Below are 24,402 nucleotides of genomic sequence, written 5' to 3' on the forward strand. Positions count from 1 at the left end.
GCTGGCATGGGCAAACTGACCCTCAATCTCGTAGCGTGGGCACTCCAAGCCAAGAGCGCCTCCTCTAACGGCGACAAGCAGACACAATGAACGAGATCGGGGTTTTACAGGACTCGGCTAAGTCGTTGTTTTTATGGGGGCGAGAGCGGCATAGTTTTGCACCCTAAGTGTCGATTTCCTCGTGGGAAATTTCAGATTTTGGTACCGTCATTCTAGTTCGAGTCCTCGTTCCCCAGCCACCGCCCCGAAGGATTTAAGCGGAGTGCACGCGTTCCTCTCACCGCTAGTTCAGGACTAAGGGGGCAGCTCCTGCTAGGGCAGAGCTCGGCGAAGCTTGTGGGCGGCGGCTCAGGCCTTCCCGTCTTGCCCCAAAGGCGTATGGATCAGTTTGCCGGACGCCGGCCAGTATTCCACCTTGCATCCGGAACGCCCGCCGCAGATCGAATCGACGATCGCTATGCCCCGGTCAGCGAGGAAACCCTCGGCGAAGGCCACATTGTGCGCCCCCACATTGTAGAACGAATCGCCGGGACTGGCGCCGCCGAACACCATGGCTTCGAGACAGTGGGGATTGGCTCCGGCTTCCAGCAGGTCGTCGACCAGACGCTGCATGAGGTAGGAGCCGTAGCGCGACGGGTCGTCCTGCTCCGAAAGCGGCGTCGGAGATTCGGGGAGAACGAAATGGTTCATGCCGCCCACGCCTCGCTTGGGATCGCGAATACAGGCTGCGACACACGAGCCGAGGACCGTCGTGATCACCGCGTCCGGGTCGTCGCTGATGCTGTATTGGCCCTGCGATATGGAGGTAAGGTGGACGGGCCGCTCGCCCTGGTCCCAGGTGCGACTGCAAATATTGTATCTCATGACGATCTGAGCCGGGATCTGGACCCAGTCCGGGGTCGTGTCTGAAGTCGCAAGATTTCGACTGTAGCGAACATTGGTATACGGACAATGTACGCAACGGTAAAAATGAAGGGCGCCGGGACTTTCGCTGGGACCTCACGCTCCCTAGCTAAGCAGTGCTTCAGCTGAGGAGAATGACCATGGCCACCGCCCACGAGAAACGTCTGGCGCCGTTGAAAACCCCCACCAGCCTGTCGGAGGCCGCGACGCGGGATATTTCCGCCGCTCTGACGACCCTGCTGGCGGATGTCTTCGCTCTCTATATCAAGACCAAGAATTTCCACTGGCACGTGTCCGGCCCGCATTTCCGCGACTATCACCTGATGCTGGACGAACAATCGGCCGAGATCCTGGCCATGACCGATCTGATCGCCGAACGGGCGCGCAAGATCGGCGGGACCACTCTGCGCTCTGTCGGTCAGATCGCCCGCGAATCGCGCGTTCTCGACAATGACGCCGAGTTCGTGGATGCGCTCGACATGCTGGCCGAACTGCGGGACGACAACAACGACCTGGTCGGGCGTATGCGCGAGGTCCACGACCTTTGCGACGAGCACAACGACGTGGCGACCGCCAGCCTGCTGGAGAACTGGATCGACGAGAGCGAGAAGCGCGTCTGGTTCCTGTTCGAATCGAGCCGCCGCGGCAACGTCTGATCCGACGCACGGACCGTCCGGAACCCTCCGGCTTGCAAAGTCTTAACGATCGGTAATATTTGGTCGGAAAGACGCGGAGGGGATGATGCGGACGGTCCTGATCGGTTGCGGCCTGGCGCTGGGCGTCGTCGTCGCCTCTACGGCCCCGGCGCGGGCCGATATGGCGGAGGCCTTTGGCAACACCATCGTGTCTCACTATCCCAACGGCCAGTGGGTGAAGCATTTTTTCGAGCCGGACGGCCGCTATGTGTCCCAGTTCTCGGACGGGCGTCAGTTGAGCGCGCGCTGGAGCCGGGAGGGCGACAAGATCTGTTTGACCGGGTTCCGGCCACGCCAGATTCTGCCACGCTTCTGTAGCCGCATGGTCGAGGCCGACATCGGTCAAAGCTGGCAGGCTCGCGATCCCCTGGGACGGACGATCCGCAACGAACTGGTCGCCGGACGCCGCTGAAGGCCGCTGGAGGCTCTTGTCAGGCGACGTCCGGCCCTCTAGAGCCCACCACCTGCCCAAGCGGATGTGGCGGAACTGGTAGACGCACTGGATTTAGGTTCCAGCGCCGCAAGGCGTGGAGGTTCGAGTCCTCTCATCCGCACCAAAGCAAAAAGGCCCCGGATCGCTCCGGGGCCTTTTCTTTGTCAGGGCCTACCGCCCTTCGGGCTGCTTGAGGCGAGATGGGGACGGTGCTCCGGGGCCGCCTGGACAGCCCCGGACTGTCAGTCGCGTTCTTCCTTGGAACCGGGAGCGGGCGCGCCGGGCATGGGCGGGACCGGTCCGGGAGGCGCGTCGGGGGACAGTTCCGGCACGTCGAAGACGCCTCGGCCGACGTGGCTCTTGCGGTAGCCGTACAGCATGTAGATCACCAGGCCGATGCCGCCCCAGATCGGCAGCACCATCTTGGCGTCGTGCGGCAGGTTCCAGAACAGGAAGGCGCAGCCGAAGGCCGAGAGCGGAGCAAACAGCCAGATCAAAGGCGTCTTGAACGGGCGCTTACGGTTGGGCTCCTTGACCCGCAGGATCAGCACGGCGATCGACACCATGAAGAAGGCGAACAGCGTGCCCGAGTTGGATATGTCGGCCAGTTGACCGACAGGGAACAGGGCGCCCGCGATGGCGACCGCGATACCGGTGAAGGCGGTCACAATATAGGGCGTCTTCCACTTGGAGTGGATCTTGGTCAGGCCTTCCGGCAGCAGGCCGTCGCGCGCCATCACGAAGAAGATGCGGGTCTGACCATAGATCATCATCAGGATGACCGAGGGCAGGGCCAGCAGGGCGGCGGTGCCCAGAGCGTTGCCGACGATCGGCCAATTGATCTCGCGAAGGACGTGGGCCAGGGCTTCGTTCGAACAGACCAGACGGTCGGCGTTCTCAGCCAGGGCGCAGGCGGCGACGAAGGCCGGCGAACCGGGTTGGACGGCTTCACCCGCCGCGCCGACGACCGGTTGGGCCCCGATGGCGCCGACCGCGCCGATGGCGACCAGCAGATAGAAGATGGTGCAGATCGCCAGCGAACCGATCAGGCCGATGGGGACGTTGCGCTGGGGATTCTTGGTTTCCTCCGCTGCGGTGGAGACCGCGTCGAAACCGACATAGGCGAAGAAGATCGAAGCGGCGGCGCCGACCACGCCCATGCCCGACGATGCGCCGAACAGGCCATTGGGCGCGAAGGGCGTGAAGTTCGCCGTCTTGATGACCGGCAGGGTCAGGACGATGAAGACGGTCAGGGCGGCGACCTTGATCGCCACCAGGACGGCGTTGACGCGGGCCGATTCCGTGGTGCCGACCATCAGCAGGGCGGTGACGCCGAGTGCGACGATGATGGCCGGGATATTGATGATGCCCATCGAGAAGTCAGGCGTCGGGATGAAGCCGTTCATGGCCCAGGTCGGGCCCGCCTGGAACAGGTCAGGCCAGTCGAAGCCTAAACCGTTCTCCAGCAGCCCCATGACATAGCCGGACCAGCCCACCGAAACGGCCGAGGCCGCCACGGCGTATTCCAGGATCAGAGCCCAGCCCACGCACCAGGCCAGAAGCTCACCCATGACGGCGTAGGTGTAGGTGTAGGCCGAGCCCGACACCGGGGCCATGGCCGCCAGTTCCGAATAGCAGAGCGCCGCGACGGCGCAGACCGCGCCGGCGATGACGAAGCTGACCATCATGCCGGGGCCGGCCTTTTGCGAGGCGGCGGCCGTCAGCACGAAGATGCCGGTGCCGATGATGGCGCCGATGCCCAGCAAGGTCAGTTGAATAGGTCCGAGCGACCGATGAAGCGATTTCTTCTCGGCCGTGGCCAGAATCGCGTCGAGCGACTTAACGCGCCACATAGAATACCCCCACGTTTACAGCGGCCCCTCGGCCGCGTTGGGCGGACGCTAGCGGCGGATCGAATGGCGCGCAACGCGCATGACGAGGCGGTAAAGCCCTCACGACGCTTTCGTGATCACGGCGCATCGGTGGCGCATCGGGGGCGCATCGGGTTAGAGGCGGGTGATGTTGCCGATCCACGCTGTTCTCGAACCCCTGCAGGCCGCCCTCGCGAGTGGAAATACGGCGGTGCTGGCCGCGCCGCCGGGCGCCGGCAAGACGACGGTCGTGCCCCTGGCGCTGCTGGATCAGGCCTGGCTGGGCGGCGGGAGAATCCTGGTGCTGGAGCCGCGCCGTATCGCCGCACGGGCGGCGGCGGACCGGATGGCCAGCACCCTGGGGGAGACGGCGGGCGGGACCGTCGGCTATCGCACCCGGCTGCAAAGCCGGATCGGACCGAAGACGCGGATCGAGGTGATCACCGAGGGTGTCTTCACCCGGATGATCCTGGACGACCCCGGTCTGGAGGGGGTGGGCGCCGTCCTGTTCGACGAATTCCACGAGCGCAGCCTGGACGCCGACCTGGGGCTGGCCCTGGCGCGGGAGACGCAAGGGGTGCTGCGGGAGGACCTGCGGCTGCTGGTCATGTCGGCGACGCTGGACGTGGCGGGGGTGTCGAGACTGCTGGACGGCGCGCCGGTGATCGAGGCGGAGGGCCGGGCCTATCCGGTCGAGACCCGCCATCTGGGGCGCAATCCGGCCGAACGGTTCGAAGAGGCGATGGCGCGGGCCTGTCTGACCGCCCTGGGCGAGGAGACGGGGTCGGTTCTGGCCTTCCTGCCGGGGCAGGGGGAGATCCACCGCGTGGCGCGATTGGTCAATGAGCGACTGCGGTTGCCGAATGTCGATGTGGTTCCGCTGTACGGCGGGCTGGACCGGGTCGAGCAGGATCGGGCTATCGAACCGGCGGTGGAGGGGCGGCGCAAACTGGTGCTGGCGACTTCGGTGGCGGAGACCAGTCTGACCATCGACGGGGTGCGGGTGGTGCTGGACGGCGGTCTGTCGCGCGTGCCCCGGTTCGAGCCGTCCAGCGGCCTGACGCGGTTGGCGACTGTGCGGGTCAGCCGGTCGTCGGCGGAACAACGGCGGGGCCGGGCCGGGCGGACCGAACCGGGCGTCTGCTATCGCCTGTGGGACGAGGAACAGACGCGGGGTCTGGTCCCGCATCAGCGGCCGGAAATCCAGGAGGCGGACCTGACCGGTCTGGCGCTGGACCTGGCGCGATGGGGCGCGCGGTCGGTCGAGGGACTGGCCCTGCTGGATCCGCCCCCGGCCGGGGCCATGGCGGAGGCGCGCAAGGTGTTGAGCCGTCTGGGGGCGCTGGACGCCGAAGGCGGCCTGTCGGATCATGGACGACGTCTGACGCGCATCCCCCTGTCGCCGCGCCTGGCCCATATGGTCGCTGTCGCATCGGACGCCGGGGACGCCATGACCGGCGCGCGGATCGCGGCGGTGCTGAGCGAGCCGGGGCTGGGCGGCTCGGGCGTGGACCTGGCGGATCGTCTGGTCGGGCTGGAACGGGATCGGTCGCCCCGGGCGCGGGATGCGCTGAAACTGGCCGACCGGTGGGCGAAGGCGGCGGGCGGCGGCCAGGGCGAGGCGGTCGAGCCGGGTCTGTTGCTGGCCGAGGCCTTTCCCGAACGCATCGCCAAGGCGCGCGGCAAGACGGGCGAGCTGTTGCTGGCCAGCGGGCGCGGGGCCGTGCTGAACGCGACCGATCATCTGGCGCGCGAATCCTGGCTGGCGGTGGCGGAGTTGGGCGGCGGCGAGGCGCGCGACCGGGTGCGGCTGGCGGCGGCGCTGGACGGGACGCGGATCGAGGCGGACCTGGGTCGGTTGATCGAGATCGAGGATCGGCTGGTCAAGGAGCCGTCCGGCCGGATGGTGATCCGGCGTGCGCGACGCATCGGGGCCCTGGTGCTGGATGAAAAGGTGATCGGGGCGCCGGACGCCAAGACCATGACGGCGGCCCTGCGCGCCGAGATCGAGGCCGAGGGGCTGGGCGCCCTGCGTTGGGGCGAGCAGGCGACGGGGCTGCGGGCGCGGCTGGCTTTTTTGCACGGGCTGGATCCGAGCTGGCCGGATGTTTCCGACGCCGCCTTGCTGGAGGCGCGGGCGGACTGGCTGTGGCCGGTGTTGGATGGGGCGAAGTCGCTGGAGACGATCAGCGACGGTCGATTGGCCGAGGCGCTGCGGGGGCTGGTTCCCTGGGATTTGCAGCGCAAGCTGGATGAGTTGGCGCCCAATCGGCTGGACACGCCCCTCGGGTCGGCGGCGATCGACTATGGCGCCGAGGGCGGGCCGCGCGTGGAGATCCGGGTGCAGGAGCTGTTCGGCGTCGTCACCCATCCGACCATCGGCGGCGGGCGGGTTCCCCTGACCCTGTCGCTGCTGTCTCCGGCGCGGCGGCCGGTACAGGTGACGAAGGATCTGCCGGGGTTCTGGGCCGGGTCCTGGGCGGGGGTGCGGTCGGACATGCGGGGCCGTTATCCGCGCCATCCCTGGCCCGAGAACCCGGCCGAGGCCCAGCCGACCAACCGGGTCAAGCCGCGCGGGACCTGAGCGCCGGACTTGACCGTGCGGGACGGGCAAAGCATTGGCTTTGCTCCCAAGCAGGATTTCACCGTGTCTGACGCAAAGATTGTTTCGCCGACCGCCCGGAAGGGGCGGGTTCTTTTCGCCAGCCTGATCGGCACCACGATCGAATTCTATGACTTCTACATCTACGCCACGGCGGCGGTGCTGGTGTTTCCGAAGCTGTTCTTCCCCGGCGCCGATCCGACGACGGCCATGCTGTCGTCCTTCGCCACCTTCTCCATCGCCTTCTTCGCGCGGCCGGTCGGCGCCCTGGCCTTCGGGCATTTCGGGGACCGGGTGGGGCGCAAGGCGACGCTGGTGGCGGCCCTGATGACCATGGGCCTGTCGACCGTGGCCATCGGCCTGTTGCCGACCCATGCGGCGGTCGGGGTGATCGCGCCGCTGTTGCTGGCTCTGTGCCGGTTCGGACAGGGACTGGGTCTGGGCGGCGAATGGGGCGGGGCGGTGCTGCTGGCCACCGAGAACGCCCCGCCCGGCAAGAAGGCCTGGTTCGGCATGTTCCCGCAGTTGGGCGCGCCGATCGGATTCATCCTGTCGACCGCCTCCTTCATCGTCCTGACCTCGACCATGAGCGAGACCCAGTTCGAGGCCTGGGGGTGGCGCATCCCCTTCCTGGCCAGCGCCATCCTGGTGTTCGTCGGTCTCTGGGTGCGGTTGAAGATCACCGAGACGCCCGAGTTCCAGAAGGCGGTGGATCGCAACGAACGGGTCAAGGCGCCGGCCGTCACCCTGTTCGCTCATCACAAGATGGCGCTGTTTCTGGGGACATTCAGCGGGGTCACGACCTTCTCGTTGTTCTATCTGATGACCGTCTTCGCCCTGGGGTGGGCCACGACGGGCATGGGGTATGAGCGGGCGGACATCCTGCCGATCCAGCTGATCGGGGTGCTGTTCTTCGCCGCCTTCATTCCGGTGACGGCCCTGCTGGCGGACAGGTATGGGCAGGTGAAGGTGCTGATCGCCTCGTCAGTCGGGATCGGCCTGTTCGGCGCCCTGTTCGCGCCCCTGTTCGGCGCCGGTCTGACCGGACTGCTGATCTTCTTCGCCCTGGGGTTCGGGCTGATGGGCTGCACCTATGGCCCCATAGGCGCAGCGATGGCGCGGCCCTTCCCGACGACGGTCCGCTATACGGGGGCGTCGATGGCCTTCAATCTGGCGGGGATCGTCGGGGCGTCGCTGGCGCCCTATCTGGCGACCTGGCTGGCGCAGAACTATGGGCTGGCGGCGGTCGGCGGTTATCTGGCCCTGTCGGCGGTGGTGACCATCCTGGCCCTGTGGGGCATGGGACGGGTCAGCCCGGAGACCGAGCTTTAAGCCTCGTCCGTGGCGGCGTAGACCATGATGCCGGTGGCGATGGCCAGGTTCAGGCTGTCGGCCCGGCCGCGCATCGGGATCTTGACGTTGACGTCGCAGGCGGCGGCCAGTTGGTCGGTCAGGCCCGCCTGTTCATTGCCCATCAGGATCAGCGACGGCTTTTGCATCACCGCAGAGCGGTGGCTGACGGTCGCGTCCAGGCGGGTGCCGACGACGCTGCCGGGCCAGGTCTTGCGCCAGGCCAGGAAGGCCTCCGGGTCGGTCCTGGTGATCGAGACGGCGAAGACCGAGCCCATGGTTGCGCGAACGGCCTCGACCGAATAGGGATCGACGCAGTCGCCGATCAGGATGACGCCGCCGCATCCGGCCGCGTCGGCGGTGCGGATGATGGTGCCCAGATTGCCGGGATCGCGCACCTGTTCCAGGGCCACCCAGCAGGGCGCTGACGTCGGGTCCAGGCTGTCCAGCGGCGCATAGGCCTGGTCGAACACGCCCAGCACGGTCTGGGGATTGTCGCGGCGGCTGATCTTTTCGAGGATGGCGTGGGTGACGATGATGATGTCGCCGCCGGCCTTGCGCGTCTCGGCCTTGGCCCGGTCCAGCAGGGGGTGGGGGCGGGCTTCCTCGCCGACCAGCAGCATCCGGGGCGCGCGGCCCAGGTCCAGGGCCTCGCCGATGAACTTCAGACCCTCCGCCAGGAAGGCGCCGGTCAGGTCGCGTTCCTTGCGCATGTGGAGGGCGCGGACGCTCTTGATCGTGTCGTTCGTCAGCGAGGTGATGACGCGATATTCGTCTCTGGCGCTCATCGGATCCACCGCGCGAAGAAGGACAGGCCGATGGCGCGGGCGTCCGGGCCGTCTTCGGACAGGGCCAGTTCGCCCCAGTCGATGCGGCCGCCGCGATCATGCGTCGCCTCGGCCATCAGATGGGCCAGGGACAGGCCCGAGACCCGGGCGGCATAGGCGTTCAGCAACAGGAAGTCTGCGTCGTCTGCCAGCAGGGCGGCGCAGTCCTTCAGCAGGAGCGGCATGTCCTCGAACAGGCGCCAGACCTCGCCGGTCGGGCCGCGCCCGTATTTCGGCGGGTCGAGAATTATGCCGTCGTACTTGGACCCGCGACGCACTTCTCGGGCGACATATTTGCGGGCGTCTTCGACGATCCAGCGGATCGGGTGCTGGGACAGGCCGGACTGTTCGGCGTTTTCGCGGGCGTAGGCGACCGATTTCTTCGAGGCGTCGACGTGGGTGACCTCGGCCCCAGCGGCGGCGGCCGCAAGGCTGGCGACACCGGTGTAGCCGAAGAGGTTCAGGATTTTGGGCGCTCTGCCGGCTTGGCGCGAGAATCTGCGCACCCGGTTGTCCAGCCATTCCCAGTTGGCGGCCTGTTCGGGGAAGAAGGCCAGGTGGCGGAAGGGGGTGAAGCGGCCGGTGAATTTCACGTCGCGCCATTTCAGGGGGAAGGCGTCGACGGGGCCGTGCTGGTCGAACTTCCAGCGGCCGGAGTCTTCCTCCTCCTGCTGGGGATCGAAGGTGGCCGTGGCCTTGTCAAAGGCGGTCGGATCGCGCGGGGACCAGAAACACTGGGGCTCGGGGCGGACCACGGTGTAGCGGCCGTAGCGCTCCAGCTTCTTGCCGTCGCCACTGTCCAACAGGGCGTAGTCGGACCAGCCGCGGGTCACGAGGGTTTCGGGGGTGGGGGAGAGCAGGGGCACCATTGTGCGGCTGATAGGCGGTCAGGCGGCCTCGCGTCCAGCGTCCACCGTCATCACGGACGTGCATTCGGCGTCGATCTCGGCGTCGTGGGCCGTCTTGTCCCATGCATAGGGGGCGACGATCAGCCGCCAAAGGGCATGGATGAAGGCCAGGCTGAGCAGGGACCAGTAGGCGGGCGCGGCCAACATGTCGGTCAGCCTGTAGTCCTGCCCGGCCCGTTTTGCGCCCGCCGCACAGCCCATCCAGGCGGCGATGACGCCCACGGCCAGGACGGCGAAGGAGGCCAAAGGCACGACTGGAGCCATGCCGATGTTGAGGGCGACCATCAGGGCCGCAATGAGCCAGGCCAGGGTGGGCGCGTGGGAAGCCGCCGAGACGATGGCGGCGCCCAGCGTCATGGCCAGCGACAGCTGGCCGCGCCGGCCCAGGGCCCGAGGCGCACGCGTGTGGACGCCCCAGGTCTGCATATAGCCTTTCAGCCAACGGGTGCGTTGCGGCAGCCAGCGTTCCAGCGCTCCCGGCGGGGCTTCCCAGGTCGGGCTTTCGAGCACCCCCAGCCGCCATCCCGCGGACCAGAGCTTGAAGCCCAGATCGGCGTCTTCCGTGACGTTGTAGGCGTCCCAGCCCCCGACCCGACGAAGGGCGGCGGTTCGCAGGTGATTGCTGGTGCCCCCCAGAGGAAAAGGCAGGTTCAGCTTCGCCATGCCGGGAAGATTGACTTCGAACAGGGCGGCGTATTCGAAGGCGAACTGGCGGTCGAGGAAGGTCGAGAGTTCGGCGTTGCGCCGGCGAATCCGCAGGGGCGCTTGAAGGCAACCCAATCGCGGCTGACCGGCGAAACGTGAGGCCGCCTCGCGCAACTGGCCGGGATCCGGTTCGTCCTCGGCGTCATAGATGGTCAGGAGCTCGCCTGTCGCGAAAGCCAGGGCGTGGTTCAGCGCGCGGGGTTTGGTCTGCGGAGCGCCCGGCGGGACCACGAGGATCCGGAGCCAGCTCGGCCGGCGCGCAGCCTTGGCCGCATTTATGGTGGCCTGATCATGGGCTTCCAGCACGAGAAAACCTTCGAGCTGACGCCGCGGATAGTCGATTTTCGACAGGCGCTGGATAAGCTGGGGCACGACGGCCGCCTCGTCATGAAGGGCGGCCAGAATTGTGTAACGCGGCCACCGGGAGGGTTTGGGCGACGACGGGGCAGGACGAAGACTGGCGATGACCAGGGCCGCGCGCCACAGGGCCGAGGCGACGAAGCCCATCTGAATCCCGATGAACGACGCCGAAAGCGTCGAGCGGGGCCAGACGATCCCTGCGGCCACAAGCGCCGTCGCCAGGCTCGCGACCATGATCGCCTGCCCCAAGGTCGGCATTCGCCGCGCCGCGCCGGTTTGCGCCGCATCCCTCGTCGTCATGTCCGTTCGCCCCCGCGCCCGGCGTAACACAACTAGAAATACGCATTTCGCGCAACCGTGTTCTTCGAGGCGGCGATTGGCGTCGATGACAGATTGTCGCTATTCAGGGCGGGCCAGATCCGGAGTCGCCGTTGCCCGTCGTTTCGCCATCCTCGCGTTCCAGTCGCAAACCCAAGGGCGAGGGCCATTCACGGCGTGGCGAGATCCTCGCTGCGGCCGAACGCATCTTCGTCGAGTACGGCTATGAAGGGGCGACGATCCGCAAGATCGCCGACGAGGTCGGCCTGTCTTCGACCGCCCTCTATATGCATTTCTCCGACAAGGGCGCGATCCTGCAGGAAATCTGCCGCCACGCGTTCGGTGAGCTGATCACGGCAGCTGAATCCCTGTCCGCCCTCAATGGGCCGCCCGAGGTTCGCCTTCGGCGCATGATCGAGGTCTACGTCGATTTCGGATTCGCCAATCCGAACGCCTATCGCCTGATCTATCTGACCCGTCCTGTCGAGGCGCGCGACGGCGCCCAGAGCCTGTCGCAGGAACTGGGGGCGGGGGTCTTCGCGGCCTTCGAGACCCTGGTCGGTGAAACCGTGGCCGCAGGGCGGATGGAAGGGGATCCCCGCACGATCGCCCAATCGATCTGGGCCTCGGCCCATGGCGTCGTCTCCCTGATGATCACCAAACCCTATTTCCCTTGGGCGGAGCGCGAGGTGTTGGTGAAGACCACCCTGGACGCCGTCTTTTCCGGCCTGCTGAAATCGTGAACCGTGCTTGGGGGCTGGCGGCGGCGGTCGCGGCCATGGCCGTCGCCCAGGGCGCGCAGGCGCGTCCGTTGCGGGTCATGGCCCTGGACCAGTGCGCCGACCAGTACGTTCTGGCCCTGGCCCCGGACGCCGATCTGGCCCTGTCGCCGCGCGCCGACGATCCCGACGCCTGGTTAAGGCGCGAAGCGGCGGGCCACAGGCGTCTGCGGCCGACGCTGGAGGCGGCTGTGGGATTCAGGCCGGATGTGGTCGTGCGCTACTGGGGCGGGGAGCCCAGGCTGCTGAACCTTCTGCAAACACGGGGCGTCACGGTGGTCACCATTGCGGACGCGACCGATATGGACGGGGTCCGCGCCAATATCCGCACGGCGGCCCGGGAATTGGGCCAGGTGGAACGCGGCGCACGGCTGGAGCGGGCCATGCAGGCCAAACTTGACCGGGCGGCGGCGCCGGACCGCCCCCGGCCGGGCGCGGTCTATCTGACCTCGGGCGGGTTCACCTCCGGACCCGGCACCCTGATGGATGCGATGATCCGGGCTGCCGGGTTTCGCAATCTGACGGCGGCGCCGGGGTTCGGCGCCATCAGCGTCGAGCGGATCGCGATGGAGCCGCCGATCCGGTTCGTACTGGGCTTCTTCGATCAGTTGCGGGCTGACTGGCGCGGACCGGGGCGGCATCCGGTGGTCCGGCGCGCAGCCCAGGGACGGACGGCGGCGAAACTGCCGGCGGCGGTGCTGACCTGTCCGGCCTGGTTCGCGGCCGACGGGGTCGAGATGATGGCGAGAGGGCGGCCATGAGCCGGATGTTGAGGCTTTGCCTGATCCTGGGACTGGTCATCCTCGCGGCCCTGGCGGCGGCCGTGCTGATCGGCGAGACGCCCTTTGACGCCGCCCAGTATGCGGCGGCCTTCAGCGATCCGTCGTCCGGCCCATGGGTGGTCCTGTGGCAGGTGCGCGCGCCGCGCGCGGTCTGCGCCCTGGCGGTCGGGGCCGCGCTGGGTCTGGCCGGGGCGGTGATGCAGGGATTGTTGCGCAATCCGCTGGCGGATCCCGGCGTTCTGGGCGTGTCGGCGACAGCGGCCCTGGGGGCGGCCCTGGCCATTGTCCTGGGCGGCGCCGGGGTGGCGGGCGTGGTCGAGATGTCCGCCCTGTTGGGGGCGGCGGCGGCGGGCGGTCTGCTGATCGTCGCCTCGGGCCTGATGCGGGCGCCGGAGGCTCTGATCCTGTTCGGCGTGGCCCTGTCCAGTTTCGCCGGGGCGGCCACGGCCTTGATCTTCAACCTGTCGCCGTCGCCCATCGCCCAGGCCGAGGTGATGTCCTGGCTGCTGGGGTCGGTGCAGAACCGCAGCTGGGTCGATGTGGCCTGGGTCACGCCCGCGGTGGTCGTCGCGGCGGTCTTCGCCGGCCTGTCGGCGGGAGGGTTGCGGATGCTGACCCTGGGCGACGAGGCGGCGGCCGCGTCGGGTCTGTCCATGGGGCGGGTTCGCGCCTTGGCTCTGGTCGCGGCGGCGGTGGCGACGGGGGCGGCGGTGGCCGTGGCCGGCGTGATCGGCTTCGTCGGTCTGGCGGCGCCCCATCTGGTGCGGGCGGCGGTGCGGGGCGATCCGGGGCGGATCCTGGCGCCCTCGGCCCTGGCCGGTGGCTTGATGCTGGTGGTCGCCGACCTGCTGGCGCGGTTGACGCCGACGGATCAGGAACTGAAGCTTGGGGTGTTCACAGCCCTGATCGGCGCGCCCCTGTTCGCCCTGATCGCCTGGCGGGCGGCGCGGGAGTGGCGGCTGTGAGCCTGTTGTCGTTGAACGCCGTCCGGGCCAGGATCGGGCGTGAGCGGGTGCTGGATGGGGTCAGCCTGACCGTCTCGGCCGGCGAGGTCGTGGCCCTGTGCGGCCCGAACGGGGCGGGCAAGAGCAGCGTGATCCGGGCGGCGGCGGGACTGCTGGCGGCAGAAAGCGGCGAGGTGCGACTGGGCGACGACGACATCGGTCGTCTATCGCCGCGTCAGAGAGCCGAACGCCTGTCCTATCTGCCGCAGGAGCGGCGGATCGCCTGGAATCTGCCTGCGGTGGAGGTGGCCGCCCTGGGCGCGCCCTTCCTGGCGGGCGACGCAGCCCTGGATCGGGCCAAGGAAGCGCTGCTGGCCGTCGGGGCGGGTCATCTGGCGGATCGAGGGGTGGCCGAAATGTCGGGCGGCGAGCGGGCGCGGGTTCTGCTGGCGCGGGCCCTGGTGGTCGATGCGCCGCTTCTGCTGGCCGACGAGCCGACGGCGGGTCTGGACCCGGACGCTCAGCGACTGGTGCTGGAACAACTGCGGGCGCGGTCTAGAGCCGCCGCCGGGGTGCTGGTCAGCTTGCACGATCTGACCCTGGCCGCCGCCTTTGCGGACCGGGTGGTCGTGCTGGACGGCGGACGCATCGTCGCCGACGCCGCGCCCCTGGACGCCCTGGCGCAACCCGTGTTGCGCCAGGTCTTCTGCCTGGACGGGACCTGGATCGAGGGGCCGGACGGGCCGCTGCTGGCGGCCCGCCGGGCTCAGTAGGCGGCGTAGGGACGGGGACCGGCGGCCGCGCCGCGTGCTATGTCGGACGAAGTCGTCAGCGGGGCCGATCCCCCGTTCAGCCGGGCCTTGTAGACCGCCATATTCTCCATCACCCGCATCATATAGTTGCGCGTCTCGGTGAAGGGCGCGCATTCGATGAAGTCGATGGCCGCATTGGAATCGCCGCGGGGGTCGCCACAGCGGGCGATCCACTGGCTCGGCCGGGCCGGACCGGCGTTGTAGCCGACCGTCGCCAGCAGCATGGAGCCGTTGTTGGCCGCCATAAGCTCGCCCAGGTGATAGCTGCCCAGGGTCATGTTGTAGTCCGGATCCCACAGCTGTTCGGCCGAGAAGCCCATGCCCAGGCGACGGGCGACGCCCGAACCCGTGGCGGGCAGGAACTGCATCATTCCGCGCGCATCGGCGCCGGAGCGCGCGCGCGGGTCGAAGCTGGATTCCTGGCGGGTGATGGCCTGGGTGAATTCCAGCGGCGCGGCGCCGGCGACCTGGGGCGGGACGCGCACGGGGTACATGCGTTCGGGCAGGACGAAGCCGCGCTGGCTGGCGGCGCGGCCGACCATCATGGCGGTGAAGCCTTCGCCATAGCTGCGGGTCAGGTCCATCAGCAGGGCCAGATCCTCGATAGTCGGCAGGTCGTTGTCGAGTTGATAGGCGAAGACCCGCAGCAGGCTGGTCTCGCCGGTCTCGCCCAGGATTCGCGTGGCGCGGACAAGCTCATTGGCCTCGAATCGGGCGATGTCGGCCTGGGTCGGGGCCGGTTCGCCGGGCAGGGTCAGGGTGGTCATTCCGGCTTTCTCGGCCGCCAGTTGGCCGTAGAAGGTCTGCCAATGCTGGGCGCCGTTGCGGTAATAGCCGAGTGCGGCGTCGCGCTCGCCGCGGGCCTCGGCCGCCCGGCCCAGCCAGTAGTAGGCCCGACCCTGGGTGATCGGGGTGGAGGAGGCGGTGCGCAGGGCCTCGAAATGGCGGGCGGCGACCTCGGGCTGGTTCAGCTTGGTTAGGGCGACCCAGCCGGCGAAGAACTCCGCGTCCACCATCCGGTCGCCGGAGGTGAAGCCGTGGCCGTTCATGGCGTCATAGGCGGCGCGCCAATTCCCCTGTTGCAGGGCGTCGAGGTAATAGTTGCGGCGCTCGGTCCACAGGGTGTTGTCGCCTGCGGTATGAGCCGGGGCGGGCGGCAGGTTGGCCAGCAGGGGGAAGGCTTCCGACTGGCGGTTCTGAGAGCGCAGGATGCGCACCCGTTCCAGCGTCACCGCCGGATCGGCGGCCTGGGCGGGCGTCAGGGCGGCGACCACGGCGTCCGGGCTGTAGGCGGTGCGCAGGCTCATGACCGCATTGGCGACGGCCGCCCGTTCCGGCGAGACTAGATCGAGCATGGCGCGCGTCGCCGGGCCGTGCGGACCGAGCAACAGCATGTTCAGTCGCGCCTCGTGATCGGCCGGGGTCAGTTCCCCGCCCCAGCGCGCGAGGATGCGCGATTGCGGCTCGGCGTCGAAGGATCGGGTCCGCCACCAGTCGCGAATCAGGGCGCGGGCCTCGCGGTGACGTCCGCGCTGTTCGAGCGCCGAGGCGTTGGCGATGGCGCCTTGTACGGTTTCGGGCGGGTGGTCGGAGAAGAGAGCCATGACGGCGTCCGGCGTGGCTCCGACGCGGTCCAGAACCGATTCTGCGGCGGCGCGACGTGATTCGGCGCGCGGCCAGCCCTTCAAGGCCGTCTGGGCCTGGGCGAGTTCGGCGTAGGAGAGTTGTTCGCCCGAGGTGTCGATCAGGGCCCACTCGATCAGCTTGCGCGCCGTGGGGTCGCGCATCTGCGAGATCGCAGCCTGGGCGCCGGGGATATCGCGCGCCCGCGCCGCCGCCAGGCCCTGACGGAACAGGGCCGTGTCCTGGTCATCGAGCACGCGGCCCTGATAGGTGGGGCTGTAACCCGGCACGGATTGTGAAACGGCGGAATAGGGAACAGGTTGGCCGGGAAGGGCGTCCTGCGGGGTCGGGGCGATGACGGCGAGGGCCGCAGCCAGACTGGTCGCAATCATGATATTTCCTGTTCTCATTCATCCCGGTTGCGGCGAGGCCGCTGGCGACCTAACGTCCCGCGCTCTCAAGACAGAGGTTCTGGACATCCGTCCATCGCCCCTCCCCACGCAGGCTAGCTAGTCCCATGACCGCCCCCTTGTTCAAGGGCGTGATCACCGCCCTGATCACACCACTTCATGACGGAAACGTGGACGAAGCCGCATTCGCCACGCTCATCGAAAGACAGATCGCCGCAGGCGTCGACGGGCTGGTGCCCGTCGGCACGACGGGCGAGGGCGCCAGCATGGACCTGGACGAGCACAAGCATGTGATCGACCTGTGCGTACGGCTGGTGGCGGGACGCGTCAGCGTCATCGCTGGAACCGGATCGCCCTACACCAAGGAAGCCATCGACCTGACCCGGCACGCCAAGGCGGTGGGTGCGGATGGGGCGTTGATCGTCACTCCCTATTATATCCGCCCCTCGCAGGCGGGCATGGCGGCGCATTTCGAGGCTATCGCCGACGCCGTTCAACTGCCGATCCTACTCTACAACGTCCCGTCGCGTACGGGAGTCGATCTGGCCAATGAGACGGTAGCGCGGCTGGCGGCCCATCCGAACATCGTCGGCGTCAAGGACGCCACCGGCGACATGAGCCGGGTCAGCTGGATGCGCGCCAATATCGACGGCCAATTCGACCTGATCTCGGGCGATGATTCCAGCTATCTGGGTTATCACGCCTGTGGCGGGGTCGGACTGATCTCGGTGGCGTCCAATGTCGCGCCCGAGGCCATGGTCGCCCTGCACAATGCGGCGGCGGCCGGCGACTACGCCACCGCCCGCGACTGGCAGAATCGACTGATCGGCCTGTGCAAGGCGCTGTTCCTCGACAATTCTCCGGCTCCGACCAAATACGCCCTGGCCCGGTTGGGCCTGTGCAGCGAGGAGGCGCGGCTGCCGTTGTCGCCGACGTCGGAAGGGGTCAAGCCGCTGATCGACCGCGCCATGGCGGATGCGGGCGTCGTCTGATGGCGCCGCAGCCGCAGTCGAAGTCCAAGGTCATCGCTGAGAACCGCCGCGCGCGGTTCGACTATTTCCTAGAGGACAATATCGAGGCGGGCATTCAACTGCTCGGCACCGAGATCAAGGCGCTGCGGGACGGACGGGCCAATATCGCCGAAAGCTATGCGGCGGTGGAGGGGCGCGAGATCGTCCTGATCAACGCCGACATCCCGCCGTACAAGCAGGCCAACCGCTTCAATCACGAGCCGCGCCGACCACGCAAACTGCTGCTGCACAGGAAGCAGATCGACCGGTTGATCGGGGCGGTGCAGCGCGACGGTCAGACGATCATTCCGCTGAAGCTGTATCTGAACGACGCGGGCAAGGCGAAGCTGGAGATCGCCCTGGCCAAGGGCAAGAAGCTGCACGACAAGCGTGAAGCCTCGGCCGAACGGGACTGGCAGCGCGACAAGGCCCGTCTGATGCGCGACAAGGGCTGAGGTCCGAGCACTACCCCAGCGGCCGGGCGTCCGTGACGCCCGGCAGATCAGCGAAACCATAGCCGCCCGCGCCTCCGGTCCCTGTGGACGGATGGAAAAGGCCGCCTGTGATCAGGGCCAGGGCCGTGATCACAATCACGAGGACCGCGGCCAGGATCGCGATCCTGCGCTCGCGTCGCGTGAATAATCCGTCAGTGCGTCGCATCGTCCAGCCTCCCGCTGGGAGACGAACGCCGAACGCTCGCCTCTGTTCCGCCTTATTTCAGCATGGCAGAGTCGTGCGACACGCACGCAACAGTAGAGGGTTAGCGGGCGATGATCTCGCGCGCCCGATCAAACACCGCCTCGAACATGGCCGGGGTCAGCCGGCCGGTGTTCGTGTTCAATCGGGAGCAGTGATACGAGTTCAGGATGACGTATCCGCCGGCCTCGCCCTCTGCGCCATGGCCGGCCGGCATGGCCGAGGCCGGCCGGCCGAACGCCTTGAGGATGTTGCGGCGAGAGACGTCGCCCAGGGTCACGATGACCTTCAGATTCGGCAGCAAGGCCAGGCGGTCGATCAGGAAGGGGCGGCAGGTCGTCTCTTCGATCGGCAGCGGCTTGTTGCCGGGCGGGGCGCAGCGGACCGCGTTGGTGATCATGCAGTCCACTAGCGTCAGGTCGTCGTCGCCGTTCGGATCATAGTGGCCCTGGGCGAAGCCGGCTTTTTTCAGGGTGTCGTACAGCAGCCAGCCGGCGTGATCGCCGGTGAAGGGCCGCCCCGTGCGATTGGCGCCGGTGCGGCCGGGCGCGAGACCCGCGACCAGCAGCCGGGCGTTCGGATCGCCGAAGGACGGGGCGGGGCCGTTCCACCAGTCGGGGTTCTGGCGGGCGTTCTCCTGGCGATACTCGACCAGGCGCGGGCACAGGGGGCAGTCGCGGGGGGGCTCGGGTCTCAGGCTCATTGACCGGCGCCGGTCTTGGGGCGGCCGAACTCGGCCATCAGGTCGTTCAGATCAAGGAAGGCGTCGGCCTGGCGACGCAGTTCGTCGGCGATATGCGGCGGCTGGGTCTTCTGGGTCGAGACGACAGTGACGCGCACGCCTTGCGCCTGCACCGCCTGCACCAGTCGCCGAAAGTCCCCGTCGCCGGAAAACAGCACGGCGTGATCCAGGCGGGGGGCCAGTTCCAGCATGTCCACCGCGATCTCAATATCCATATTTCCCTTGATCCGGCTGTGGCCCTGGCCGTCGGTGAAGCGCTTCACCGGCTTGGTCACGACCGAAAAGCCGTTGTAGTCCAGCCAGTCCACCAGGGGCTTTACCGGCGAGAACTCTTCGCCCTCGACCACCGCCGTGTAATAATAGGCGCGCGTCAGGATGGATTTCTCGCGGAACCAGTCCAGCATCCGCTTGAAGTCCATATCGTGCTGCAAGGCGCGGGCGGCGGAATACAGGTTCGAGCCGTCGATGAAGATCGCCAGGCGGTCGGTGGAATGAAACATGGTCGAGGCCGTCAAAAGAAATGAAGAAAATGGCGCCCGGCCGGACGCTGCGGTCGATGTGGGAATCGACGGCGCGCCCGATCTGGACGCTGCAGTCATCGTGGCGCTGGGCTGCAATGACAAGGGGGTCTGGGCCTCCTGCCGCGAGGCGCTGGAGGCCGCCTTGGCGCGTTTTCGCAGCGAGGGCGTCGATGTGGTGGCGCGGTCGTCCTGGTGGTCGTCCATGGCCTGGCCCGATCCGCAGGACCCGCCGTTCCTGAACGGGGTGGTCATTGTCGCCACGCGCCATGACCCCCACGCGCTGATGGCGGCCCTGGGGCGGATCGAGGATGTCTTCGGCCGTCAGCGATCGGTCCGCAACGCCCCGCGCACGCTGGATCTGGACCTGATCGCCTATGGTCGACTGAGCGGGGACCTGGACGGGCTGATCCTGCCGCACCCCCGCGCGGCCGAGCGCCGCTTCGTGATGGGGCCGATTGCGGAGATCGCGCCGGACTGGATCCATCCCCACGGCGGGGTCGCCCAGGCCCTGGCGGCTTCGGCGACGGTGGGGCGCGACGCCCATCCGGTCTGAGGCCGCACTTTCGCCGCTCTGGCGTTGCAAAAGTCAGTCCCTATCTGTATTTCACGCGGTTCTCCCCCGCGTTCGAGGAATTTCATGGCCCGCGTCACCGTCGAAGACTGCATCGAAAAGGTACCGAACCGCTTTGGTCTGGTGTTGATGGCCGGCCACCGCGCCCGCAGCATCGCCAACGGCGCCGCCCTGACGATCGACCGCGACAACGACAAGAACCCGGTCGTCGCCCTGCGCGAGATCGCCGACGACACCGTCGTGCCGGACGAACTGCGCGAAACCATCATCACCACCCTGCAACGCGTCGATGAGCGCACCGAAGCCGAGGACGAGGCGGAAACCGTCGCCCTGCTGGCCGAACCGCAACACATGAACATGGCCGAGGCCGAGCTGATCCGCGCGCTGCAAAGCGACCGCGACGGCGGTCAGGAGGAGCGGTACTGACGCCCGAGGGAGCCCCTGGCGTCACTATCCTGCCGGCGCGGACCGAGACGGTTCCGCCGGCGCCCCAAACTGCAAACAAAAACGAACCTGTTTCAACGACTGCAGAACCGGCCCCCGCCATCAAGCGTGCGCCGGTTCTTCGTCAGTTCGAGCTGATCGAGGCCGTCAAGGCCTATGACCCTACCGCCGACGAAGCGCTGCTGAACCGCGCCTATGTCTATGCGATGAAGATGCACGGCTCGCAGATGCGGGCCTCGGGCGATCCCTATTTCGCCCACCCGATCCAGGTCGCGGGCATACTGACCGACTACAAGCTCGACACAGCCACCATCGTCACGGCCCTGCTGCACGACGTGGTCGAGGACACCTCGGCGACGCGCGACGACATCGCCCAGATGTTCGGCGAAGAGGTCGCCGTTCTGGTCGAGGGCGTGACCAAGCTGAGCCGGCTGGAGCTTCAGGCTGAGCACACCCGCCAGGCCGAGAACCTGCGTAAATTCATCCTGGCCATCAGCCGGGATGTGCGGGTGCTGCTGGTCAAGCTGGCGGACCGGCTGCACAACATGCGCACGCTCCAGTACGTCAAGCCGGAGAAGCGCGAACGGATCAGCCGCGAGACGCTGGAAGTCTATGCCCCGCTGGGACGGTCGATCGGCATCCACTCGATTGCGTCCGAGTTGGAAGAACTGGCCTTCACCTATCTGAATCCGACGGCGAAGACGGCCATCGAACGGCGGCTGGAGGCGCTGAAGCTGGAGCATGGCCGCGCCATCGAAGGCGTGTCCGGCGAGGTCGAGCGGGTTCTGTCCGAGGCGGGCGTGGGCGCCCATGTGTTCGGGCGGCAAAAGACCCCCTATTCGATCTGGCGCAAGCTGCAGCGCAAGTCGGTCGGGTTTTCGTCACTGTCGGACATCTACGGTTTCCGCGTGATCGTTGAAGCGGAAGACGACTGTTATCGCGCTCTGGGCGTCATCCACCGCGAATGGCCGATGGTGCCGGAACGGTTCAAGGATTTCATCTCGACGCCCAAGTCGAACAACTATCGCTCGCTTCACACCACTGTGGTCGGGCCGCGCGGCCTCCGGATCGAGATGCAGATCCGCACAGAGGCGATGGATCGCGTGGCGGAAGACGGCGTGGCGGCCCATTGGCGCTACAAGAACCAGTCCTATGGATTCGACCGCGAGGCCATGGCCAAGGGCGGCGGACGCGATCCGCTGCAGAACCTGCGCCATCTCGTTCAGGTGATCGAGCACGGCGAGGGCGGCGAAGACTGGGTCGAGCACGCCAAGCTCGAAATGTACCTGGACCAGGTGTTCGTCTTCACGCCCAAGGGGCGGCTGGTGACCCTGCCGCGCGGCGGCATGCCGCTGGACTTCGCCTATGCGGTCCACACCGAGGTCGGGGACACGGCCGTGGGGGTCAAGGTCAACGGCGAACTGAAGCCGATGCGGACGCCGCTTCAGAACGGCGACGTGATCGAGATCATCCGCGGGGCCAAACGCGAAGTGCCCGCCGACTGGCGCAGCCTGACGGTCACGGGCCGGGCCCGTTCGGCCATCCGCCGCCACATCCGGACTTCGGAACGCGAGGAGTTCGTCAAACTGGGCCGAATCGCCCTGCAGCAGACCCTGGCCCGAATAGACAAGACCCTGGCCGAGGTGTCGCTGAAGCCGATTCTGGAGACCCTGGCGGTCGCCGGTGACGATGATGTGTTCGAAAGCCTGGGTCGCGGCCGACTGTCGCCGACGACGGTGGCGGAGACCCTGTTCCCCGCCATGAAGGGGCGGCTGAAGGCCGGACCCGAGAAACAACGGATCGAAAGCGACACCGCCCGTCTGTTCGTGCGCGGCGGCGGACTGACGCCGGGCGTCAGCGTTCACTTCGGTCAGTGCTGCACCCCGGTGCCGGGTGATCGGATCGTCGGCATCCTGGAGCCGGAGATCGGCCTGACGGTCCATACGATCGACTGCCAGTCCCTGGCGGCCTTCGCCGATGACGACTCGGTCTGGCACGACCTGCAATGGACGCCCCAGGCCGAGACAGACGCCGTTGCGGCGGTTCGTCTGAATGCGACCATTCGCAACGCGCCGGGGGTGCTGGGGCAGGTGACGACCCTGATCGGCGAGGCGGGCGGCAATATCATCAACCTGTCGATGGCCTACCGCCAGCAGGACTTCTTCGATGTGACCATCGACGTCGAGGTCGAGGACGCCAAACACGCGACCATGCTCATGGCGGCGCTGCGGGCCAATCCATCCGTCGACAACGTCGATCGCGGTCGAGGCTGAGCCTTTGACACGACGGTTCCAGGCGCTAAGACCGCGCCATGAACACCCAAGACGTCCTCAACGAATTCCGTGACGCCGGCGCCCTGCGCGAAGGCCATTTCGTCCTGTCGTCCGGCCTGCACAGCCCGGTCTTCCTGCAGAAGAACCTGGTCTTCATGCAGACCGACCGCTGCGAACGCCTGTGCAAGGCCCTGGCGGACAAGATCGTCGCGACCGTGGGTCCGGTGGATGTCGCCATTTCGCCGGCGGTCGGCGGGATTATTCCGGGATATGAGACCGCGCGTCACCTGGGCGTGCCGTCGATGTATGTCGAGCGGGAAGGCGGGCAGTTCAAGCTGCGGCGCGGCTTCTCGGTCGAGCCGGGACAGAAGGTGGTGATGGTCGAGGACATCGTCACCACGGGCCTGTCGTCGCGCGAATGCATCGCCGCCATCCAGGCTGCGGGAGGCGAAGTGGTTGCGGCCGCCTGTATCGTCGATCGGTCTGGGGGCAAGGCGGATGTGGGCGTGCCCCTGATCGCCCTGGCCTCGCTGGAAGTGCCGGCCTATCCGGCCGACGCCTTGCCGCCGGAATTGGCGGCTTTGCCGGTCGAGGATCCCGGCAGCCGCAGACTTTCGAAGTGATGTTCGGTTTGGCGAGGAGCTGAGATGCGCGAACGGGTCAGGCTGGGCGTCAATATCGATCATGTCGCCACCGTGCGGAACGCGCGGGGCGGGACGCATCCTGATCCGGCCCGTGCCGCCGAGGCGGCGCTGGCCGCCGGCGCCGACGGCATCACGGCCCATCTGCGCGAGGACCGTCGCCATATCACCGACGCCGACATCGATGTTCTGAGCGCCCTGTGCGCCCGGGCGGGCAAGCCCCTGAATTTCGAGATGGCGGTGACGGAGGAGATGCTGGCCATCGCCCTGCGCCATCGGCCCCACGCCGCCTGTCTGGTGCCCGAACGGCGCGAGGAGGTCACGACCGAGGGCGGTCTGGCCGTCGCGGGGCACGAGGCGCGGATCGCGCCTGTCGCCCAGGCCCTGGCCGAGGCGGGCATCCGGGTGTCCCTGTTCATCGAACCGTCGGAAGACCAGGTCGAGGCCGCCGCCGCCGTCGGCGCCCAGGTGGTGGAGTTCCACACGGGCCGCTATTGCCTGCTGACCGATCCCGGCGAGCGGGAGGTCGAGTTCGAACGGATCGCCGCCGCCGCCGCCCAGGCCGACATCCTGGGGCTCGAGGTCCATGCCGGCCATGGGCTGGATTACGACACGGCGCCCCGCATGCTGGCGATCCCCGAAGTGCGTGAGCTGAATATCGGCCATTTCCTGATCGGCGAATCCATCTTCGTCGGCCTGGATTCCGCCATCCGCCGCATGCGGGCGGCGATGGACGCCGCCCTGTGATCCTCGGCGTCGGGGCGGACCTGTCCGATATTCGGAGAATCCAGGCCTCGCTGGATCGGTTCGGCGAGCGGTTCAAACAGCGCTGTTTCACCGATCTGGAGCGGACGCGATCGGACCGCAAGCCTGATCCCGCCTGGAGTTACGCCAAGCGGTTCGCCGCCAAGGAGGCCTGCGCCAAGGCCCTGGGCACCGGGATGAGAGCCGATGTCTACTGGCGCGACATGGGGGTGGTGAATCTGCGCTCCGGCCAGCCGACCCTGGCCCTGACGGGCCACGCCGCCGACCATCTGGCGCGACTGACGCCGGCGGGTCATGAGGCGAGGATTCACCTGACCCTCAGCGATGAACACCCCTATGCACTCGCCTTCGTGGTGATCGAAGCCTTGCCGCTGTCGTAATCGCGATATACCCGTCACGAGACGACCGCGCAGACGC

The 24,402-nt window shown here is 67.6% G+C and carries 25 protein-coding genes and 1 tRNA gene; 17 read left to right on the forward strand and 9 right to left on the reverse strand.

The genetic code is table 11. From position 1 onward, the window contains the following. Positions 1-348 precede the first annotated feature (348 nt). Positions 349-864 carry a chemotaxis protein CheD gene (locus tag AC07NC_RS16015; RefSeq protein ID WP_494570130.1) on the reverse strand — a complete coding sequence of 172 codons (516 nt, stop codon included), beginning with the start codon at positions 862-864 and terminating at the stop codon, positions 349-351. Positions 865-1,043: 179 nt separating this feature from the next. Here AC07NC_RS16015 and AC07NC_RS16020 point away from each other — a divergent pair, with 179 nt between their 5' ends. The 3 genes from AC07NC_RS16020 to AC07NC_RS16030 all read left to right on the forward strand — a co-directional run bounded on the left by AC07NC_RS16020 (position 1,044) and on the right by AC07NC_RS16030 (position 2,155). Further along, on the forward strand, positions 1,044-1,559 hold the full coding sequence (locus AC07NC_RS16020) for a Dps family protein (RefSeq protein ID WP_197019716.1): 516 nt from the start codon (positions 1,044-1,046) through the stop codon (positions 1,557-1,559). An 82-nt stretch (positions 1,560-1,641) separates the two neighbouring features. After that, positions 1,642-2,010 (forward strand): hypothetical protein, encoded by a 369-nt coding sequence (locus tag AC07NC_RS16025; protein WP_008258840.1) that lies wholly within the window; start codon positions 1,642-1,644, stop codon positions 2,008-2,010. 60 nt (positions 2,011-2,070) lie between these two features. After that, a tRNA-Leu gene (locus AC07NC_RS16030) sits at positions 2,071-2,155 on the forward strand. A gap of 118 nt (positions 2,156-2,273) precedes the next feature. Here AC07NC_RS16030 and AC07NC_RS16035 read toward each other — a convergent pair. Beyond that, positions 2,274-3,884 carry an amino acid permease gene (locus tag AC07NC_RS16035; protein WP_492070645.1) on the reverse strand — a complete coding sequence of 537 codons (1,611 nt, stop codon included), beginning with the start codon at positions 3,882-3,884 and terminating at the stop codon, positions 2,274-2,276. Between the two features lie 166 nt (positions 3,885-4,050). Here AC07NC_RS16035 and hrpB point away from each other — a divergent pair, with 166 nt between their 5' ends. Continuing rightward, on the forward strand, positions 4,051-6,486 hold the full coding sequence (gene hrpB / locus AC07NC_RS16040; protein ID WP_494570131.1) for an ATP-dependent helicase HrpB: 2,436 nt from the start codon (positions 4,051-4,053) through the stop codon (positions 6,484-6,486). 63 nt (positions 6,487-6,549) lie between these two features. Further along, entirely contained in the window at positions 6,550-7,836 is a 1,287-nt protein-coding gene (locus AC07NC_RS16045) for an MFS transporter (protein ID WP_494570132.1), read from the forward strand. Here AC07NC_RS16045 and AC07NC_RS16050 read toward each other — a convergent pair. Genes AC07NC_RS16050 through AC07NC_RS16060 form a run of 3 tightly spaced genes read right to left on the reverse strand, consistent with a single transcriptional unit; the run spans position 7,833 to position 10,954 of the window. After that, the gene (locus tag AC07NC_RS16050) at positions 7,833-8,642 is read right to left on the reverse strand and encodes a TrmH family RNA methyltransferase (RefSeq protein WP_040349581.1); all 810 of its coding nucleotides are present in this window, start codon (positions 8,640-8,642) and stop codon (positions 7,833-7,835) included. The two genes, AC07NC_RS16045 and AC07NC_RS16050, sit on opposite strands and share 4 nt — an antisense overlap. Continuing rightward, the gene (locus tag AC07NC_RS16055) at positions 8,639-9,550 is read right to left on the reverse strand and encodes an RsmD family RNA methyltransferase (protein ID WP_494570133.1); all 912 of its coding nucleotides are present in this window, start codon (positions 9,548-9,550) and stop codon (positions 8,639-8,641) included. Before AC07NC_RS16055 ends, AC07NC_RS16050 begins: the two co-directional genes overlap by 4 nt. A gap of 18 nt (positions 9,551-9,568) precedes the next feature. Continuing rightward, entirely contained in the window at positions 9,569-10,954 is a 1,386-nt protein-coding gene (locus AC07NC_RS16060; protein WP_494570134.1) for a glycosyltransferase family 2 protein, read from the reverse strand. A 131-nt stretch (positions 10,955-11,085) separates the two neighbouring features. Between AC07NC_RS16060 and AC07NC_RS16065 the strand changes: the two genes are divergently transcribed. Genes AC07NC_RS16065 through AC07NC_RS16080 form a run of 4 tightly spaced genes read left to right on the forward strand, consistent with a single transcriptional unit; the run spans position 11,086 to position 14,250 of the window. Beyond that, complete coding sequence (locus AC07NC_RS16065; protein ID WP_494570135.1) at positions 11,086-11,715, forward strand: TetR/AcrR family transcriptional regulator; 630 nt, start codon at positions 11,086-11,088, stop codon at positions 11,713-11,715. After that, positions 11,712-12,512 carry an ABC transporter substrate-binding protein gene (locus AC07NC_RS16070; protein ID WP_494570136.1) on the forward strand — a complete coding sequence of 267 codons (801 nt, stop codon included), beginning with the start codon at positions 11,712-11,714 and terminating at the stop codon, positions 12,510-12,512. The genes AC07NC_RS16065 and AC07NC_RS16070 overlap by 4 nt, the downstream gene beginning before the upstream one ends. Then, positions 12,509-13,498 (forward strand): FecCD family ABC transporter permease, encoded by a 990-nt coding sequence (locus AC07NC_RS16075; RefSeq protein WP_494570137.1) that lies wholly within the window; start codon positions 12,509-12,511, stop codon positions 13,496-13,498. The genes AC07NC_RS16070 and AC07NC_RS16075 overlap by 4 nt, the downstream gene beginning before the upstream one ends. Then, positions 13,495-14,250 (forward strand): ABC transporter ATP-binding protein, encoded by a 756-nt coding sequence (locus tag AC07NC_RS16080; protein WP_494570138.1) that lies wholly within the window; start codon positions 13,495-13,497, stop codon positions 14,248-14,250. Before AC07NC_RS16075 ends, AC07NC_RS16080 begins: the two co-directional genes overlap by 4 nt. Here AC07NC_RS16080 and AC07NC_RS16085 read toward each other — a convergent pair. Continuing rightward, positions 14,244-16,304, reverse strand: a complete 2,061-nt coding sequence (locus tag AC07NC_RS16085; protein WP_494570139.1) for a lytic transglycosylase domain-containing protein — start codon at positions 16,302-16,304, stop codon at positions 14,244-14,246. The genes AC07NC_RS16080 and AC07NC_RS16085 overlap by 7 nt on opposite strands. A gap of 125 nt (positions 16,305-16,429) precedes the next feature. Here AC07NC_RS16085 and dapA point away from each other — a divergent pair, with 125 nt between their 5' ends. Both dapA and smpB read left to right on the forward strand, forming a co-directional pair. Further along, positions 16,430-17,314: a 4-hydroxy-tetrahydrodipicolinate synthase gene (gene dapA / locus AC07NC_RS16090; protein WP_008260157.1), complete on the forward strand. Its 885-nt coding sequence runs from the start codon at positions 16,430-16,432 to the stop codon at positions 17,312-17,314. After that, positions 17,314-17,787, forward strand: a complete 474-nt coding sequence (gene smpB, locus AC07NC_RS16095; protein WP_008259266.1) for an SsrA-binding protein SmpB — start codon at positions 17,314-17,316, stop codon at positions 17,785-17,787. Before dapA ends, smpB begins: the two co-directional genes overlap by 1 nt. 10 nt (positions 17,788-17,797) lie before the next feature. On the opposite strand, the gene AC07NC_RS16100 is transcribed toward smpB, so the two are convergent. From AC07NC_RS16100 to AC07NC_RS16110, 3 genes are all read right to left on the reverse strand, one after another. Then, complete coding sequence (locus AC07NC_RS16100) at positions 17,798-17,992, reverse strand: hypothetical protein (RefSeq protein WP_035309522.1); 195 nt, start codon at positions 17,990-17,992, stop codon at positions 17,798-17,800. 100 nt (positions 17,993-18,092) lie between these two features. Continuing rightward, positions 18,093-18,731, reverse strand: coding sequence for a uracil-DNA glycosylase (locus AC07NC_RS16105; RefSeq protein ID WP_008260955.1), 639 nt, complete (start codon positions 18,729-18,731; stop codon positions 18,093-18,095). Then, positions 18,728-19,270 carry a LabA-like NYN domain-containing protein gene (locus AC07NC_RS16110; protein ID WP_154726187.1) on the reverse strand — a complete coding sequence of 181 codons (543 nt, stop codon included), beginning with the start codon at positions 19,268-19,270 and terminating at the stop codon, positions 18,728-18,730. The genes AC07NC_RS16105 and AC07NC_RS16110 overlap by 4 nt, the downstream gene beginning before the upstream one ends. Here AC07NC_RS16110 and folK point away from each other — a divergent pair. From folK to acpS, 6 genes are all read left to right on the forward strand, one after another. Beyond that, the gene (gene folK, locus AC07NC_RS16115; RefSeq protein ID WP_494570140.1) at positions 19,269-19,844 is read left to right on the forward strand and encodes a 2-amino-4-hydroxy-6-hydroxymethyldihydropteridine diphosphokinase; all 576 of its coding nucleotides are present in this window, start codon (positions 19,269-19,271) and stop codon (positions 19,842-19,844) included. The genes AC07NC_RS16110 and folK overlap by 2 nt on opposite strands. A gap of 84 nt (positions 19,845-19,928) precedes the next feature. After that, complete coding sequence (rpoZ, locus tag AC07NC_RS16120; RefSeq protein WP_008259724.1) at positions 19,929-20,288, forward strand: DNA-directed RNA polymerase subunit omega; 360 nt, start codon at positions 19,929-19,931, stop codon at positions 20,286-20,288. A gap of 119 nt (positions 20,289-20,407) precedes the next feature. Further along, the gene (locus tag AC07NC_RS16125) at positions 20,408-22,579 is read left to right on the forward strand and encodes a RelA/SpoT family protein (protein ID WP_494570156.1); all 2,172 of its coding nucleotides are present in this window, start codon (positions 20,408-20,410) and stop codon (positions 22,577-22,579) included. Between the two features lie 38 nt (positions 22,580-22,617). Further along, positions 22,618-23,202 (forward strand): orotate phosphoribosyltransferase, encoded by a 585-nt coding sequence (pyrE, locus tag AC07NC_RS16130; protein WP_008264313.1) that lies wholly within the window; start codon positions 22,618-22,620, stop codon positions 23,200-23,202. A 24-nt stretch (positions 23,203-23,226) separates the two neighbouring features. Continuing rightward, the gene (locus tag AC07NC_RS16135; RefSeq protein WP_008264343.1) at positions 23,227-23,967 is read left to right on the forward strand and encodes a pyridoxine 5'-phosphate synthase; all 741 of its coding nucleotides are present in this window, start codon (positions 23,227-23,229) and stop codon (positions 23,965-23,967) included. Continuing rightward, on the forward strand, positions 23,964-24,365 hold the full coding sequence (gene acpS, locus AC07NC_RS16140) for a holo-ACP synthase (protein WP_154726192.1): 402 nt from the start codon (positions 23,964-23,966) through the stop codon (positions 24,363-24,365). The genes AC07NC_RS16135 and acpS overlap by 4 nt, the downstream gene beginning before the upstream one ends. Positions 24,366-24,402 lie beyond the last annotated feature (37 nt).

The sequence above is a fragment of the Brevundimonas sp. GW821-FHT10A07 genome (assembly GCF_059415785.1).